General features: G+C 58.3%; 16 protein-coding genes, 1 tRNA gene and 1 pseudogene. 9 read left to right on the plus strand and 9 right to left on the minus strand.

Annotation, left to right across the window (positions count from 1 at the left end):
• The first annotated feature begins 40 nt into the window (after nucleotides 1–40).
• The 5 genes from OPV09_RS25020 to OPV09_RS25040 all read left to right on the plus strand — a co-directional run bounded on the left by OPV09_RS25020 (nucleotide 41) and on the right by OPV09_RS25040 (nucleotide 2,860).
• Nucleotides 41–532: a DUF4265 domain-containing protein gene (locus tag OPV09_RS25020; protein ID WP_034746999.1), complete on the plus strand. Its 492-nt coding sequence runs from the start codon at nucleotides 41–43 to the stop codon at nucleotides 530–532.
• A gap of 38 nt (nucleotides 533–570) precedes the next feature.
• Complete coding sequence (locus OPV09_RS25025) at nucleotides 571–1,026, plus strand: BPSL0067 family protein (protein ID WP_235194157.1); 456 nt, start codon at nucleotides 571–573, stop codon at nucleotides 1,024–1,026.
• Nucleotides 1,023–1,415, plus strand: a complete 393-nt coding sequence (locus tag OPV09_RS25030; RefSeq protein ID WP_034746993.1) for an STY0301 family protein — start codon at nucleotides 1,023–1,025, stop codon at nucleotides 1,413–1,415. Before OPV09_RS25025 ends, OPV09_RS25030 begins: the two co-directional genes overlap by 4 nt.
• Before the next feature lie 157 nt (nucleotides 1,416–1,572).
• Nucleotides 1,573–2,286, plus strand: a complete 714-nt coding sequence (locus tag OPV09_RS25035) for a YjjG family noncanonical pyrimidine nucleotidase (protein ID WP_331777010.1) — start codon at nucleotides 1,573–1,575, stop codon at nucleotides 2,284–2,286.
• 97 nt (nucleotides 2,287–2,383) lie between these two features.
• Nucleotides 2,384–2,860: a DUF2726 domain-containing protein gene (locus tag OPV09_RS25040; protein WP_338679649.1), complete on the plus strand. Its 477-nt coding sequence runs from the start codon at nucleotides 2,384–2,386 to the stop codon at nucleotides 2,858–2,860.
• A 16-nt stretch (nucleotides 2,861–2,876) separates the two neighbouring features.
• Here the strand turns inward: OPV09_RS25040 and OPV09_RS25045 are convergent, their stop codons facing one another.
• Entirely contained in the window at nucleotides 2,877–3,212 is a 336-nt protein-coding gene (locus OPV09_RS25045) for an FKBP-type peptidyl-prolyl cis-trans isomerase (RefSeq protein ID WP_331777012.1), read from the minus strand.
• A gap of 356 nt (nucleotides 3,213–3,568) precedes the next feature.
• A complete protein-coding gene (locus OPV09_RS25050) occupies nucleotides 3,569–3,847 on the minus strand; it encodes a DUF3892 domain-containing protein (RefSeq protein ID WP_338679650.1) in 279 nt (92 codons plus the stop codon).
• A gap of 963 nt (nucleotides 3,848–4,810) precedes the next feature.
• Between OPV09_RS25050 and OPV09_RS25055 the strand changes: the two genes are divergently transcribed.
• The 3 genes and pseudogenes from OPV09_RS25055 to OPV09_RS25065 all read left to right on the plus strand — a co-directional run bounded on the left by OPV09_RS25055 (nucleotide 4,811) and on the right by OPV09_RS25065 (nucleotide 5,892).
• Nucleotides 4,811–5,119 (plus strand): hypothetical protein, encoded by a 309-nt coding sequence (locus OPV09_RS25055; RefSeq protein WP_338679651.1) that lies wholly within the window; start codon nucleotides 4,811–4,813, stop codon nucleotides 5,117–5,119.
• 229 nt (nucleotides 5,120–5,348) lie between these two features.
• Nucleotides 5,349–5,678, plus strand: a pseudogene (locus tag OPV09_RS25060) (helix-turn-helix domain-containing protein); the annotation flags it as partial.
• Between the two features lie 76 nt (nucleotides 5,679–5,754).
• Nucleotides 5,755–5,892, plus strand: coding sequence for a hypothetical protein (locus tag OPV09_RS25065; protein WP_425324064.1), 138 nt, complete (start codon nucleotides 5,755–5,757; stop codon nucleotides 5,890–5,892).
• Between the two features lie 113 nt (nucleotides 5,893–6,005).
• On the opposite strand, the gene OPV09_RS25070 is transcribed toward OPV09_RS25065, so the two are convergent.
• The 7 genes from OPV09_RS25070 to ybiB all read right to left on the minus strand — a co-directional run bounded on the left by OPV09_RS25070 (nucleotide 6,006) and on the right by ybiB (nucleotide 14,127).
• Nucleotides 6,006–6,084 (minus strand) — tRNA-Ile (locus tag OPV09_RS25070).
• A 109-nt stretch (nucleotides 6,085–6,193) separates the two neighbouring features.
• Nucleotides 6,194–8,434, minus strand: a complete 2,241-nt coding sequence (rpoD, locus tag OPV09_RS25075) for an RNA polymerase sigma factor RpoD (RefSeq protein ID WP_034746980.1) — start codon at nucleotides 8,432–8,434, stop codon at nucleotides 6,194–6,196.
• Nucleotides 8,435–8,898: 464 nt separating this feature from the next.
• Nucleotides 8,899–10,695, minus strand: coding sequence for a DNA primase (gene dnaG, locus OPV09_RS25080; protein ID WP_034746977.1), 1,797 nt, complete (start codon nucleotides 10,693–10,695; stop codon nucleotides 8,899–8,901).
• A gap of 129 nt (nucleotides 10,696–10,824) precedes the next feature.
• A complete protein-coding gene (locus OPV09_RS25085; protein ID WP_034746974.1) occupies nucleotides 10,825–11,277 on the minus strand; it encodes a GatB/YqeY domain-containing protein in 453 nt (150 codons plus the stop codon).
• Between the two features lie 190 nt (nucleotides 11,278–11,467).
• Nucleotides 11,468–11,680: a 30S ribosomal protein S21 gene (gene rpsU, locus OPV09_RS25090; protein WP_008451879.1), complete on the minus strand. Its 213-nt coding sequence runs from the start codon at nucleotides 11,678–11,680 to the stop codon at nucleotides 11,468–11,470.
• A gap of 183 nt (nucleotides 11,681–11,863) precedes the next feature.
• Nucleotides 11,864–13,078: an NAD(P)/FAD-dependent oxidoreductase gene (locus OPV09_RS25095; protein WP_338679652.1), complete on the minus strand. Its 1,215-nt coding sequence runs from the start codon at nucleotides 13,076–13,078 to the stop codon at nucleotides 11,864–11,866.
• A 56-nt stretch (nucleotides 13,079–13,134) separates the two neighbouring features.
• The gene (gene ybiB, locus OPV09_RS25100; protein WP_338679653.1) at nucleotides 13,135–14,127 is read right to left on the minus strand and encodes a DNA-binding protein YbiB; all 993 of its coding nucleotides are present in this window, start codon (nucleotides 14,125–14,127) and stop codon (nucleotides 13,135–13,137) included.
• A 158-nt stretch (nucleotides 14,128–14,285) separates the two neighbouring features.
• Between ybiB and OPV09_RS25105 the strand changes: the two genes are divergently transcribed.
• A complete protein-coding gene (locus OPV09_RS25105) occupies nucleotides 14,286–14,963 on the plus strand; it encodes a hypothetical protein (protein WP_338679654.1) in 678 nt (225 codons plus the stop codon).
• Nucleotides 14,964–15,029: the final 66 nt, after the last annotated feature.

The following is a 15,029-nucleotide window of genomic DNA, read 5'->3' on the forward strand; positions in this document are numbered from 1 at the left end:
CCGCCCAACAGCGCGGCGCGCCGGCACCATGAAAGAATGAATGGAAGACATCAATTGCGAAGGCTTGCCGCACATCCGCGTACTGGCAGGCGAAAACACCGACGGCCCCGTGTATGAGACCCTGCCGGCGCGCCAGATCGACGAGCACGTCTACGAACTGCTGGCCTCGCCCGGCCTGACCCTGAACCTGGCGCGCGGCGACATCGTCAGCATCGCCGACCCGCTCGCCCCCGCCGAAGTATTAAAACGCGGCGGCAACTTCTGCATCCAGATCTATGCCGACGACGTGTCGCAAGAGGCAGTGGACCAGCTCGAACGCGACGTGCAAAGCCAGCTCGGCGGCACCATGGACGGCCAGTACAAGGGCAACCTCACCTTCAGCGTGCCGGGACACCACGGCATCTACAGCATCAACGGTCCCTTCGACGCCTTCCGCGAAGCGACGGGCGTGGAGTGGTACTTCGCCAATATCTACGTCAACCTCGATGACGACGATGATGAAACCTTGCTCAACTGGTGGGTGGATATGTAAGGTTGCCCGTGCGCCAGGCGGGGCCATGACACACGTCAATGCGTCGTATTGCCCTGGCGCACATCAAGATACCGGCCCGCATCTTGCGTACGCTCTCTCTACCGTCAACCACAGAGAGAAACGCTATGCCCTACATTGCGCGTGCCGACTATGCAAAGCAAAAAGAGATCGTAGGAAATGGCGAATGCGTCACCCTCGCCAGGCACCTCACTGGCGCCCGTGCCTCATCGCTTTGGAGCGAAGGAGACAAAGTGCCGGACCTGTTGGAAAAAGGTGGCATCGCGAAAGGCACGCTGATTGCCACCTTCGTCAATGGCCGCTATCAGAATTTGCGGCAGGGTAACCATGCAGCGCTCTTCATTCGCCAGGTGCCTGGCGGCATTGAAATTTTCGACCAGTGGCGCAACCACAAACCGAGCGCCCGCGTGATCCACTTTGGCCGTTCGGCGGCAGGAGCATCGAATCGCCCTGAGCTCTATTCGGTGGTCGAATGAAGCCGCTCGCACTGCTGGCATTGGCTATCGCGGCCACGACGATGCAGCCAACTGCAGCAGCCCCTCTTTCTTGCCCGCAAGCAGCTCCATCGACCTGGAACCTGTCCGTCACCAGGCTCGACAGCGTGCGCGTGCTGTCCTATCCGGCGGATCAGCCTCCGGTGGATGGCGGAGCCTTGCCTATCCTGGCCCCGATCAGGGAGTGGACACGTGCCGGCACCTTGTATCAACGCTGGAATATCAATTTCGATGCTCCCCACTATCTGTTCCAAGTGGACTGCCTGTATGCCGGTACCGAACGCTACCTGCGCATGGATTTGCCTGGAGTCAAACAGTGCACCGCAGCCATTCAACAGCGAACAAAGATAATAAGTTTTCAGTGCAAATAGTGCGCTGGGCCGAATTTCTCATGCATGCTCATGGGAAAAACGGAGTGCATGTGACAAGTCTGGCAGCAGTAGTAGCGGATCGCCCGCGCAGGGCACGGCCAACCGAACTCATCGCTACGTGCTACGATGCAAGACAAGTTCCTTTCAATGACACGCCATGAAATACAAGCTATTCCTGTTTGACCTCGACGATACCCTGCTCGACTTCCGGGCCTCCGAAAAACGCTCGTTCCTGCACACCATGCACGAACTGGGCTTGCGCGACAACATCGACGCGCTGTTTTCCCAATACCAGGCGATCAACGTCGACCTGTGGAGACGTTTCGAAACGGGTGACGTGACCAAAGATTTCCTGAAAGTGGAGCGCTTCCGCAAGACGTTTGCGCTGAACGGCATCGCCATCGATCCGGAACTGGCCAGCCGTTTATATCTGGACTCCCTGCCGGACACGGTCGTGCTCATCGATGGCGCCAGAGAAGTGTGCGAAACGCTGTCGCGCATCGGCGAAGTGGGCATCATCACCAACGGCGTCGACTCCATCCAGAACCGCCGCATCGCCGCCTCCGGCCTGAGCGACTACATCTCCTTCGTCGCCACCTCCGAAGCGTGCGGCCATGCCAAGCCGGACGTGCGCTTCTTCGAATACGCCGCCAACATGGCGCGCGCATTCAGCAAGGATACGACCATCATCATCGGCGACCGCCTGGACGCCGACATCCTGGGCGCCAACCGCTACGGCATAGCCAGCTGCTGGTTCAACCCGGACAGCATGGCCAATACCTCGGCCGCCATTCCCACCTATGAAGTGGCCAGCCTGCATGACATCGTGCCGGCGCTGGACGTGATACCGGTGAACTTGAAACAGGCTTGATCGCCAACAAGCGCAGCACCTGAAATACGCTGGCAGCGGCACGAAAACGCGCCGCTACTCGCGTACCATCAGGACTCGTCCATATTGGTGCCAGCTTATGCCTTCCTACACCGTCCTGCTCGCCATCGCGGCATTGATCCTGTTCTTTGCCATGCTGGCCACGCGCCAGGCTGCCAAGTCGCGCAAGCCGCTGAGGCTGCAAAGAAAACCCGTCATGACGGCGCGCGAACAACAGATGTACCACCTGCTGCATACGGCCTTGCCGGAGTGCACGGTACTGGCACAAGTGGCATTTTCCGCGCTGGTGACGGCGAAGGGATGGGCAAACAGAAACCGTTTTGACCGCAAGGTGGCCGATTTTGTTCTGTGCAGCCAGCAACTGCACGTCATTGCCGTCATCGAGCTCGACGACCGCAGCCACGCCGGCCGCGAACGCCAGGACAGGGAGCGCGACGCCATGCTCAGGCTGGCAGGCTATGTGACCTTGCGCTATCTCACCTTCCCCACCCAGCAGGCGCTGCGCGCCGACATCGAGCAACTGCTGCTGAAAAAGGCCGGCGTCGTATCTGCCTGATGACACCATCCAGGCATCAATCGCGCGTCAGCACTTCCAGCAATTCAATCTCGAAGATCAAATTGGAATGCGGCGGAATCAATCCCACCTGCCGCTCACCATATGCCAGCGCCGCCGGCACCCACAGCTTGCGCGTGCCGCCCACCTGCATGCCGTGCAAACCCAAAATCCAGCCCTGAATCACCTTGTTATTACTCAACACACAGCGGAAAGGCTCGCCCCGCTCGTGCGACGAGTCAAACTCCGTCCCATCTTCCAGCCAGCCCCGGTAGTGAGCAGTCACCAGCGCACCACGCGCCGCCGCCTTGCCATCACCCACCACGATATCTTCCATCTTCACTTCAGCCGTCATCTCGTTTCATCCTTCATCAATCGCTATGCCGCGATTGTACGACAGCACGAAAAAAGCCCCGGCAGTCACCTGTCGGGGCTCGTTCTATTCTTGCTAAATTCTGGTGGGCCTCCCGTGAGTCGAACACGGCACCAACGGATTATGAGTCCCTACTGACGCACAACAATATCCAACTTTACGTTACTTTACAAGGACTTAGCATCCTTTGTAGCACTTTACCACTGCGTTACACAACTATGTGGTTGAACCTTTGTTGAACCCAGCTTTATGCGGTTACTTCTGAACAGCTACCAGCCAACTGCACCTACAGATAAAAAAAGCCCGCATTTGTGCGGGCTTGACTCAACTTATAAAATTTAAATCGGACAAAATTGCAGAGAAAGCAAGTTATCCGACCAAACTCCATCAGCGTAAGTACGCAGGTAAGGTGGCTGACCATCAACAACACCTACGTTAGCACGGTTGCCACGAGCATCTTTCACATAAAACGTATGCTCTTTGTTTCTGATCATTGCGACAGCTTGTGCCACAGTAAGGCGCGAACTCCAAACCCCTGGGTTTCCAACATGAGTGATATGTTCATGGCGACCATTGGTATGAGACAAGTTAATACAAGTAATTTGGCAATCAGCCATATCAAAGCTCCTTTGAGTTGATGACATAGAAACAATAAAATAGTCCCGTTCTTCTCATTTGGCGATTGACAAGCGCCATCAGCTAGATAAACTTTGATTTCCACGTCGAAGCATATCCAAACGGGTATTCTTTGTGGGGGTTGTTCTAAGGAACTTCCCCCAACCTCCCTCGCCTCACACCACTAGATGTAGTACCAAAGCCAACGATTACCCTAATTGTAGGCCATTCTTCTCTCTGGTTGTCATACCCGTGTAGATTTTTTTACAGCATTTCCGCTTGACTTTCTCAAACTTGCTCTGCCGCGTACGCTCCACGAGAGCAATTACTCACACATAACCACACATCTAATTGCAAATACCGTCGCAAATATACAACACACAAGCAAAATTTTTTACTGTTTAAAAAACCAGTAGTTTTTACTGTCATTTTCATTCGTTGTCTAGCGGTTGCGTATAGCAAACCAGCTGGCATCGTCGCTCGCCGGCAAGACCGGCCAAAACCCTCCTACATGCAACCGTGGGGCAAAAAGGGTTCCGCTTCGCTTCAGCCCTCACGCGCCTCAAATCGCCCTTTTTTCGGTACGCTAGCACCAGGGGTGGCAAGCAATACGAGAACCACTTGATGTAATACGCCACTACCAACTGGCACCATACTGGCCTTCTCATTACACTTGGCTTATCAGGCATGCCAGATATTGCTATGGGCGATTTACCTTGAATCAAGCAGCCAACGCTAGCGTCCTCTACTAGGATCTCGCCTGGGTGGACAGGACGCATACCACTCTTGAACATGATGTACTCCACTTCAGTATAGAGCCACATTCCTAAGTAATCTGATGCGTGTCTCACCTCAACCATCATACGAATGCAGTACCAAATTACTTGACAGAAAAGTAATTTCATGTAAATATAGTTTCATTGGGGAAACATGAATTCCTCATTAACAACTATCGAAAGGTGTTCATGACTAAGAAGTTCGTTGCTACCTGGTTCTATGCTCCACTATCCACCTATCAGAAAAAAGAAGGGGTTATTTTTAAAGAAGTTGTAGAATATTCAAACCATCGCCTTGTCGACTTAGATCAATTTTCTCACCTGATTGCAGAAAAATATGAAGAATTGGACGAGAACGGCTATGACGTTGTAAACGTAATACCTATCACAATAGGGCAGTCAGAAAATTGTACGCAATCTAATGGAAATTACGTCGGAGATGTCGGCTTTTCAATTACGCGTGGTGCTGTAGTTGTCGGCAAACGTCGCATTGACTAATTTACAAAGCGTCTAAATATTACCGGGTTCCAAACTTGCGACAACAACCGGCTGGCATCGTCGCTGGCCGGGACGACCGGCCAAAACGCTCCTACATGCCACCGTGGAGTAAAAAGGGTTCCGTGTTGATTTGCAGCGAAATCTGACCCACTTCACCGCATAATTTGCACACGAAACTGACCCACGTATAAGACACAATCCTGCTCATGACATTGAGTGGGGAATTGGAGTGATCGACGTGGCATTACTAGGCATTATTCGACGCTGGCACATTCGCGACCAGGTCCCTTTGAGAGAGATCGCCAGGCGTTTGGGCATCTCTAGAAACACCGTCCGACGCTATCTGCGATCGGAAACCATTGAGCCAGCCTACTCTGAGCGGCGCTCCGTCCGGGCCATCGACAAATACGCGTTTCAGCTTTCTGCGCTCCTAAAAACCGAGGCGGCGCGATCACGCAAGCAGCGGCGCACGCTGAAACAGATCCATGAAGACTTGAAGGAATTGGGATTTGAGGGGTCTTACGACAGGGTCGCGGCGTTCGCGAGGACATGGAGGGAGGGTCAAACTGAGAGGGTCAATCCGGCCAGCAAACGAACACCACATTCTCAGGCACACGTTTGCAAGCCACTTCATGATGAATGGCGGAAATATACTTGCGTTGCAAAAAGTGCTCGGGCATCAAAGTCTCACGATGACGATGCGATATGCACATCTTTCACCAGAGCATTTACAAGAAACACGTCACCTCAATCCACTCTCTCGGCTCAGCTAAGTTAAGCAGAGAAGTCTGCAACTTACGCGTTGAACTTTCGTTGAACCTTTTTAAAAATGGATAAAAAAAAGGAGTTGCGAACAATCGCAACTCCTTGATTTTAATCATAATTCTGGTGGGCCTCCCGTGAGTCGAACACGGCACCAACGGATTATGAGTCCGCTGCTCTAACCAAGCATGAGCTAGAGGCCCAGGGGACTGCGGCGTGGCGGCGCTGTTGATGCCCGCCTCGTGCGGCCGTTTTGGAAACGGACACGCGAGGATAGGGGTATCAGGGGCGTACGTCAAGCCCTATTGGCTTCTAGTTGCCTTCCAAGAAGCTTTTCAGCTTGTCGGAGCGCGATGGGTGGCGCAGCTTGCGCAGCGCCTTGGCTTCGATCTGGCGGATGCGCTCGCGCGTCACGTCAAATTGCTTGCCCACTTCTTCCAGCGTGTGGTCGGTGGACATCTCGATGCCGAAGCGCATGCGCAGCACTTTCGCTTCGCGTGGCGTCAGGGAGTCGAGCACGTCCTTGACGACGCCGCGCATGGACGCGTGCAGGGCCGCGTCCGCCGGCGCCAGGGTGTTGTTGTCCTCGATGAAGTCGCCCAGGTGGGAATCGTCGTCGTCGCCGATCGGCGTTTCCATCGAGATCGGTTCCTTGGCGATTTTCATGATCTTGCGGATCTTGTCCTCGGGCATTTCCATCTTGATCGCCAAGGTGGCCGGATCGGGTTCCGCGCCCGTTTCTTGCAGGATCTGGCGGGAGATGCGGTTCATCTTGTTGATCGTCTCGATCATGTGCACGGGAATACGGATCGTGCGCGCCTGGTCGGCGATCGAGCGCGTGATGGCCTGGCGTATCCACCAGGTCGCATACGTGGAGAACTTGTAGCCTCGACGGTACTCGAACTTGTCGACGGCCTTCATCAGGCCGATATTGCCTTCCTGGATCAGGTCGAGGAATTGCAGGCCGCGGTTCGTGTATTTCTTGGCGATCGAAATGACCAGGCGCAAGTTGGCCTCCGTCATTTCGCGCTTGGCCTTGCGCGCCTTCATTTCACCGGCCGCCATCTGGCGGTTGATGTTGCGCAAATCCGGCAGCGGCAATACAACGCGCGCTTGCAGGTCGATCAGGCGCTGCTGCAGTTCCTTGACGGTCGGAATGTTGCGGCCCAGGATGGCGCTGTACGCGTGTCCTGCGTTGACTTCGCCATCGACCCAGTCGAGGTTGGTTTCATTGCCCGGGAAAACCTTGATGAAGTGGGCGCGCGGCATGCCGCAGCGGTTCACGGCCACGTCGAGGATTTGCTTCTCGATATGGCGCACTTCGTCGACCTGGCCGCGCAGGGTGTCGCAGAGCTTTTCCACGACCTTGGCCGTGAAGCGGATGCCCAGCAACTCTTGCGAAATAGCTTCCTGTGCCTTGGCGTACGGTTTCGAGTTGTAGCCTTCTTTTTCGAAGGCGCGGCGCATCTTGTCGAACTGCTGCGAAATGATGGCGAATTTTTCCAGCGCCGTGCGTTTCAGGGTTTCCAGCTGTTCGGCCGAGAAACCGGCCGCGCCCGAAGCGCTCGCTTCTTCTTCCTCTTCTTCTTCCTCTTCTTCCGCTTCGCCTTCTTCCTCGTCTTCTTCGACGGGAGCGGCCACGACAGGGGCGGCGGCGACCGGTTCGTTTTCATCGACGAGGCCGTCGACGATTTCGTCGATCTTGATCTCTTCGTTGGCGATGCGGTCGGCAGCGGCGATGATCTCGGCGATCGTCACGGGGCAGGCGGAAATAGCCTGGATCATGTCTTTCAAGCCATCTTCGATGCGCTTGGCAATCTCGATCTCGCCTTCGCGCGTCAGCAGCTCGACCGAGCCCATCTCTCGCATGTACATGCGCACGGGGTCGGTGGTGCGGCCGAAGTCGGAATCGACGGTCGACAATGCGGCCTCGGCCGCTGCTTCCGCCTCGTCGTCGCTGGTGACGACGGCAACGTTATCGGACAGCAACAACGTTTCCGCATCGGGCGCGTGCTCGTAGACGGCGATGCCCATGTCATTGAAGGTACCGATGATGCCTTCGATGGCTTCCGGGTCGACGATGTTTTCGGGCAAGTGATCGTTGATTTCCGCGTAGGTCAGGAAACCGCGTTCCTTGCCGAACTTGATCAGGGTCTTGAGTTTCTGGCGCCGGCGCTCAAGTTCTTCCTCGCTCGCTTCCGTATCGGACGAGAACGCATCTTTCAGCAGCGCGCGCTCTTTCGCCTTGCGGTCCTTGGCCTTGGCCTTGTCGACGGCCTTCAGTTCGGCCCGCTCGACGGCATTCAGGGCGGCGACTTCATCATTTTCTGGTTGGAATTCTTTTGGCTTGCGGCCGCGGCGGCCTGGCACTTTTACCGACGGCAAGACATAACCGGACGTATCGATCGCGGCCAGGGTGGCGGCGTCGGTGGTCTGGCTGACCACAGGCGCGCTGGTGACGCGCGCTTCTGGCCGGTCGAGCGCCTTTTCGGCTTTCGTGGTAACTTTAGTGGGCTTTGCAGCCGCTTTGGATTCGGGTTTCTTGATTGGCACAGGCGCTTTCGATTACACAACGACTTGCTTTACGGTGGATTAGGATAAAGTTTGCTGCCAGTTCCCTGTCTACCTGCGGGAACCACCATCTTCGAACCTGCCGACTACGCAAATTCGACACTGTTACGTTACTTACACCTCATCGGCCACGATCCGCGGGAAGCGCAGCAATTCCTGTCCACCGGCTGTTGCCAGCCGCCTCGGCAAAAATTCCTGCATCGACCGCGTTGGGAGCGAGAGCCTGGCGCGGCTTGCCAGCGTCTGCGAGCCTTGCCCGCAACGCCGAAAGCGCCTGTTGGCCCTGGCTGCCGACACGATCCACCGCGCCGATCAAGAGCCTAACTTACTGAAAACAAATACTATTTACGAAACAGAACTAGCTTGCCAAAGCACACAATACTTAGCATTTAATTATAGCACGCGAAAAATGTTTTTCCAGTGCGCGCCATACCCTCAGAGCAAGGTTAGCGATTCACCAACTCGGCATCGCGCTCGCGTTCCAGCGCCCCCTGCTCCTGCATGATTTCGCGGTAGCGTACACCAATTTTCTCCGATGGCAAACCCGAGGCAAACAATTGCTGCAATTCCGCCTTCAAGGCATTCAATTTGATCTCGCGGATGGTGCTCACCAGCCACGACAATTCGCTGTCGTAATCGGATTCCGTGCCGGCCGCGATCTCGCCGATGATCTCGTCGTACTCGCTGCCCAGTTCCTTCAACTGCTGCGCCAGCGCGGCAAAACTGCCGTGCTCGCCCAAGGCCTGGCCCACGGCCACCAGCTGCCCCAGGCTGTGCGCCGCGTCCGGCCCCAGGTGCTGGAAGGCGGCCAGGGCGGCTTCGTCGATGCGCATCGTCAGCGGCGGATGCGCCACCAGCATGCGCATGATCTTCAATTCCAGCCCGACAGGCACGGGGCGGCCCGATTTCGGCGGCGCCCGGTGCGCCACCGCAACAGGCTTGGCCAGCTCGAACAGGGCTTCGATCTCGGCCGGCGTGGACTGCGTCAGCTGTGCCAGGCCGCGCACGATCTGCAGGCGCAGCGACGACGGCGCCATCAGCTGCAGCAGCGGCTTGGCATCGAACTGCACGCGGGCGCGCCCTTCCGGTTCCGACAGGTCATGCTCGCCCGACACTTCTTTCAGTAAAAATTGCGACAGCGGCATGGCTTCATGCACTTGCTGCTCAAACCCTTCGGCGCCGAATTCGCGGATATAACTGTCCGGATCGTGTTCCGAGGGCAGGAACAGGAATTTGATCGTTTTATTGTCCGACACGTGGGCCAGGCTCGCTTCCAGCGCGCGGCGGGCGGCGCGGCGGCCGGCCTTGTCACCATCGAAGCTGAAAATCACGTTATCGGTCTGGCGCAGCAGTTTTTGCACGTGGGTCGGCGTGCACGCCGTACCCAGGGTCGCCACTGCCTGCGGGAAACCCATCTGCGCCAGCGCCACTACGTCCATATAGCCTTCCGTCACCAGCACGTAGCCGGCGTCGCGGATGGCTTGGCGCGCTTCGAACAACCCATATAGTTCGAAACCCTTGGAAAACAAGGGGGTTTCCGGCGAGTTCAGGTATTTCGGTTCGCCATGGTCGAGCACGCGGCCGCCAAAGGCGATCACTTGCCCCTTGGTATTGCGGATCGGGAACATGATACGTTCGCGGAAACGGTCATAGCGCTTGCGGTTATTGCCCTCTTCATCGACCTTGTCGATCACGAGGCCGGCCTCGGCCAGGGCCACCACGTCGTATTCGGGGAAGACGGAGCGCAGATTATCCCAGCCGCCAGGCGCGAAACCCATGCCGAAGCGAGCGGCCACTTCGCCCGTCAAGCCACGGTTCTTCAGGTAGGCGATGGCTTCCGGCGCGTGGCGCAATTGCCCCCGGTAATAATCGCACGCCTGCGTCATGGCGTCGGACAGGGCCAGGCTTTGCGCCTGGATCTGCGCGCGCTGGGCCGGCGGAATCTTGTCATCCGCTTCCGGCACGACCATGCCCACGTTCTGCGCCAGGTCCTTGACGGCGTCGACAAAGCCCATGCCCGAGTACTCGATCAGGAAGCCGATCGAGGTGCCATGCGCGCCACAGCCGAAGCAATGATAGAACTGCTTGGTGGGGCTGACGGTAAAGCTGGGCGATTTTTCACTGTGGAACGGGCACAAGCCCATGAAATTGGCGCCACCTTTTTTCAGTTGCACATAGCGCCCCACGACATCGACGATATCGACGCGGTTGAGCAAATCGGAAATGAAGGATTGAGGTATCACTGGCTAGGGCGGGTCTTGTTATAGGTCAGACTATACTACCGCACGTGGCCTGAGGTTGAGCCAGGTCAACGTGTGGGCTGTTAACAGGCTGCCAGCGCGACGGCGGGCAGCCCTTGCTACTATTGTTGCTTACGCTGCCGGCGTCAAGGCTTTCTTGACCAGGGCGGATACCACCGTCATGTCGGCGCGGCCAGCCAGCTTCGGCTTGACGATGGCCATGACCTTGCCCATGTCTTGCGGACCGGCGGCGCCCGAGGCGGCCACGGCGGCAGCCACTTCGGCCGCCACTTCTTCGTCCGACAGACCGGCGGGCATATAGCCCGTCAGGTGCACCAGCTCGGCTTTTTCGATGTCGGCCAGGTCGGCGCGGCCACCGGCTTCGAACTGGGTGATCGAATCCTTGCGCTGCTTGATCATCTTTTCCACGATGGCCGTCACGTGGGCATCCGTCAATTCGATGCGCTCGTCGACTTCCTTGCGCTTGATTTCCGCCAGCAACAGGCGAATCGTGCCCAGCTTGCCCGCTTCCTTGGCGCGCATGGCGTTTTTCATGTCTTCGGTAATTTGTTCTTTCAAGCTCATGGCAATCCTCGTTGGTCAGTAGGTGGGTGCTCGTGCGCGGCTACCATCAGCGGGCCACAAAAGCGAAAACCCGCTGCGGCGAACCGGAGCGGGTATGCGACTCATCTGAAGTATCACTCCAGGCGAATCAAAACAAAACCCGTGGCGAACAATGCGCCGAACTACCCGGGTTGGTTCTGACTGAACAGTCTTAGAATAATTTTTTCGGCAGTTGTTGGCTGCGGATGCGTTTGTAATGACGCTTGACAGCAGCTGCCAGCTTGCGCTTGCGCTCAGCTGTTGGCTTTTCGTAGAATTCGCGTGCGCGCAATTCGGTCAGCAGACCCGTTTTTTCGATGGTGCGTTTGAAGCGACGCATTGCGACTTCGAACGGCTCGTTTTCTTTAAGGCGAATAGTGGTCATGTAAAATTCAAACCGTTGAGGTGGTGTATAGGAAGAGATAGATAGTAGCAGCTTTTATTCGGAAAGGGAAGCCCCTCCCCCACTTGCGTGCGGCATGCAGCCTGCTGTCGCTGCCGGAATGTGGCGTAAACCACGCACCGGGGTGGGCGCACAGGGCGCCAGAACCTCATCCTACAGACTTGCTTACTGCAAGGCAATACCTGCCGCCACGCCGGAAGCCCAGGCCCACTGGAAGTTGTAGCCGCCCAGCCAGCCCGTCACGTCGACCGATTCGCCGATGAAATACAGGCCCGGCACCTTATTGGCCATCATGGTCTGCTGCGACAGTTCGCGCGTGTCGATGCCGCCACGCGTCACTTCGGCCTTGCGGTAACCTTCGGACCCGTTCGGCACGATGGACCAGGCATTGATGGCCAGCCCCAGCTTGCGCAGCTGCGCGTCGGGCATGTCGGCGATGCGCGCGTCCGGCGCCAAGCCGTTGACGGCCAGCAGGCAGTCGGCCAGGCGCTGCGGCAGCCATTGGGCGACGATATTGCCCAGCTGCTTCTTCAAGGTGCCCTTGCCTTCGATCAAGGTCTGCGCCACGTCCACTTCCGGCAACAGATTGATGACGATGGGCTCGCCCGGCAGCCAGTAGCTGGAAATCTGCAGGATCGCCGGGCCCGACAGGCCGCGGTGCGTGAACAGCAAGTCTTCGCGGAAACGCGCGCCCGTCGCCTTGCGGCCTTTCAGACTGCCCGTTTCCACATCCACTTCCAAGGCGATGCCGGACAATTCCGCGAACGGCGCCCAGCTGGCTGCATCGAACGTCAGCGGCACCAGGGCCGGACGCGGTTCGACCATCGTCAAGTCGAATTGCTTGGCGATGCGGTAGGCAAAATCCGTGGCGCCGATCTTCGGGATCGACAGGCCGCCCGTGGCGATGACGATGCTGGCCGTCTCGATGTCGCCGCTATCGGTCTGCAGCACGAAGCCGCCATCCGCTTGCTGAACAACGTTGTCGATCTTGCATGGCATGCGCCAATGCACGCCGCCAGCGGCGCACTCGTCCTTGAGCATGTCGATGATCTGCTCAGCCGATTCATTGCAAAACAGCTGGCCCTTGTGCTTCTCGTGGTAGCCGATCCGGTATTTTTTCACCAGCGCGAGGAAATCCTGCGGCGTGTAGCGCGACAGCGCGCTCTTGCAGAAATGCGGGTTTTCCGAGAGGAAGTTCTGCGGGGTGGCGTTGATATTGGTGAAATTGCACCGTCCACCACCGGAGATGCGGATCTTTTCGGCCAGCTTGGCCGCGTGATCGATCAACACCACGCGCTTGCCCTGCTGGGCGGCCACCGCCGCACACATCATGCCGGCCGCGCCCGCGCCGATCACTGCCACATCAAATTGTTTTGCCATAAGAATTCCGGTCACCGCTGATTACAAAGACGCCATTGTAAACTGCGGCGACGCGGCTAGCGCGGCCGTGCCGCAATCTGCCGCGATGCCGTCAAGCATTGCGTCACCTGCTCGGCGATCGACGGCGGCACGGGCACCTCGCCGCGCAGCACGGCCGCGATCCAGGCCGCCGTGGTGGCCGCATCGCGCTCGGCGGGCAAATGTGGCAACTCTTCCACCAGCAACTGCTTTTCAACCAGCACCGTGCGCTCCACGCCATGGAACCAGTCGATCTGCTGCGCCTTGTTGGCGTTGGCCACCGTCTCGCCCTCCGTGCCGCGCATCAGGAAAGCGTCTCCGCGCGTGGGATCTGAGGCGGTGAGGAAATATTCACCGAGCATTTCCAGGTATTCCGGGTGCGTGTACGACACCAGCCGCAGGGCGGGACCGGCGAACGGCTGCATGATTTTCACCAGGGTATGCGTGGAATTGCGCACGCCCAGCACGCGCCGCAGCGACAGCATCCAGGCCAGGCCCGGCGCCAGGGCCTCGATGGGCAGGAAGGCGGCCTCCCCGCGCGCCATGGTGGCCTCGGCTTGCGCATGGTCCTTGGAAGCGGGCACGCCCAGCGCGGCCAGCACTTCGGCCGTCGTGATGCGGCCCGGATCGCTGGTCACGCCATGCACGAGCACGGGTGCGCCCGCGCGCGCCAGCAGCAGCGCCAGCAAGGCCGTCAGATTGGCCATCTTGCGCGCGCCGTTGTAGCTGGGAATGATGATCGGGGAAAATTCGCCGGCCGGCGCAGCCAGCGGGGCGAATGAGGCTTCGGCAGCGTCGAGGAAGCCGGCGATCTCGTCCACGGACTCGCCCTTGATGCGCATCGACAATAAAATGCCGCCCAGCTCCAGGTCCGACACGCGGCCCTCGAGCATGGCGCGGTACAGGGCGCGGGCGTCGTCGCGCGTCATGCTGCGCGCGCCGTTCTTGCCGCGTCCTATTTCCTTGATGAAACGTGCTGCGGGGAATGGCTCACCGGCCACATCGGTATGGGGTATGGAAACAGTCGTCATGGCGCCAGCTTACACGGATTTTTCCCCTTGCAGACGGGCAGGCAGGCGGCTTAGGCGAGTATGCAACAGTCTTTCAAGCTCTTTTTTGAATGAATCCGCATCGCGGCTGCATCCAAACGCGCCACCGCTACGTATAAGACTGCACAGGGGGACTCATCATGGAACACGCGATCAAACGGGAAACGGCCTTCGTCGGCATCGAAACGAGCAAGCTGCTGCTGAAAGCCGTGCTGCTCTCGGGTAACGAAGTGCTGTGCAAAGTGCTTGAAAACGACGTGGCCGGCTACCGCTGGCTGCGCAGCTGGCTGCAAAGGAACGACGTGCCCGTCATCGGCTTGCGCGTCTGCATGCGCCTTGATATGCCGTACAGCGAGGCGCCCGCCCGCATGCTGGCCGACATGGGCATGGTGGTTTGCGATGCGCAGCCCGCGCAACTGGACGACTATCTGCGCGGCCAGGGCTTGCCCGATGACGCGGCGCACAGCGCCGTGGTGCTGGCCAACTACTGTGCGCACAGGCGCCCCGCGCGCTGGACGCCGCCCTCGCCCGCCTACGTGGAACTGCGCCTGTGGCTGCGCCGCCTGCACGCCATCGAAGGCGTGCGCCAGCAGGAATCGGCGCGCCTGAATGTGCATCTGCAGGCTGGCCAGCATGCGCTGCACGCCTTGCTGCGCCAGCAGATCGCCTGCCTCGACGCGCAGATACGCCAGCACGAAGGCGCCATCCTCGAGCATGTGAAGCGCCATCCCGGCCTGCCCCGGCCGCCCGAGCTGGCCGGCAACTACCAGCGCATCGCCCGCTACAGCGTTGGCGCCAGCCTGGCCGGCGGCCATTGAACGCACGGGGGCCGGCAGCGTGCCGGTCCTGCCATAAAAACAACTGAAGCATTGCCGTTTTTGCTC

Source organism: Janthinobacterium sp. TB1-E2 (genome assembly GCF_036885605.1).
GTDB lineage: Bacteria > Pseudomonadota > Gammaproteobacteria > Burkholderiales > Burkholderiaceae_D > Janthinobacterium > Janthinobacterium aestuarii.

Bases quoted from the DNA above. Each gene is read 5' to 3' on its own strand.
- OPV09_RS25020 (WP_034746999.1), top strand. From the start codon at position 41: ATGGAAGACATCAATTGCGAAGGCTTGCCGCACATCCGCGTACTGGCA.
- OPV09_RS25025 (WP_235194157.1), top strand. From the start codon at position 571: ATGCGTCGTATTGCCCTGGCGCACATCAAGATACCGGCCCGCATCTTG.
- OPV09_RS25030 (WP_034746993.1), top strand. From the start codon at position 1,023: ATGAAGCCGCTCGCACTGCTGGCATTGGCTATCGCGGCCACGACGATG.
- OPV09_RS25035 (WP_331777010.1), top strand. From the start codon at position 1,573: ATGAAATACAAGCTATTCCTGTTTGACCTCGACGATACCCTGCTCGAC.
- OPV09_RS25040 (WP_338679649.1), top strand. From the start codon at position 2,384: ATGCCTTCCTACACCGTCCTGCTCGCCATCGCGGCATTGATCCTGTTC.
- OPV09_RS25045 (WP_331777012.1), bottom strand. From the start codon at position 3,212: ATGACGGCTGAAGTGAAGATGGAAGATATCGTGGTGGGTGATGGCAAG.
- OPV09_RS25050 (WP_338679650.1), bottom strand. From the start codon at position 3,847: ATGGCTGATTGCCAAATTACTTGTATTAACTTGTCTCATACCAATGGT.
- OPV09_RS25055 (WP_338679651.1), top strand. From the start codon at position 4,811: ATGACTAAGAAGTTCGTTGCTACCTGGTTCTATGCTCCACTATCCACC.
- OPV09_RS25065 (WP_425324064.1), top strand. From the start codon at position 5,755: ATGAATGGCGGAAATATACTTGCGTTGCAAAAAGTGCTCGGGCATCAA.
- OPV09_RS25085 (WP_034746974.1), bottom strand. From the start codon at position 11,277: ATGAGCTTGAAAGAACAAATTACCGAAGACATGAAAAACGCCATGCGC.
- rpsU (WP_008451879.1), bottom strand. From the start codon at position 11,680: ATGACCACTATTCGCCTTAAAGAAAACGAGCCGTTCGAAGTCGCAATG.
- OPV09_RS25095 (WP_338679652.1), bottom strand. From the start codon at position 13,078: ATGGCAAAACAATTTGATGTGGCAGTGATCGGCGCGGGCGCGGCCGGC.
- ybiB (WP_338679653.1), bottom strand. From the start codon at position 14,127: ATGACGACTGTTTCCATACCCCATACCGATGTGGCCGGTGAGCCATTC.
- OPV09_RS25105 (WP_338679654.1), top strand. From the start codon at position 14,286: ATGGAACACGCGATCAAACGGGAAACGGCCTTCGTCGGCATCGAAACG.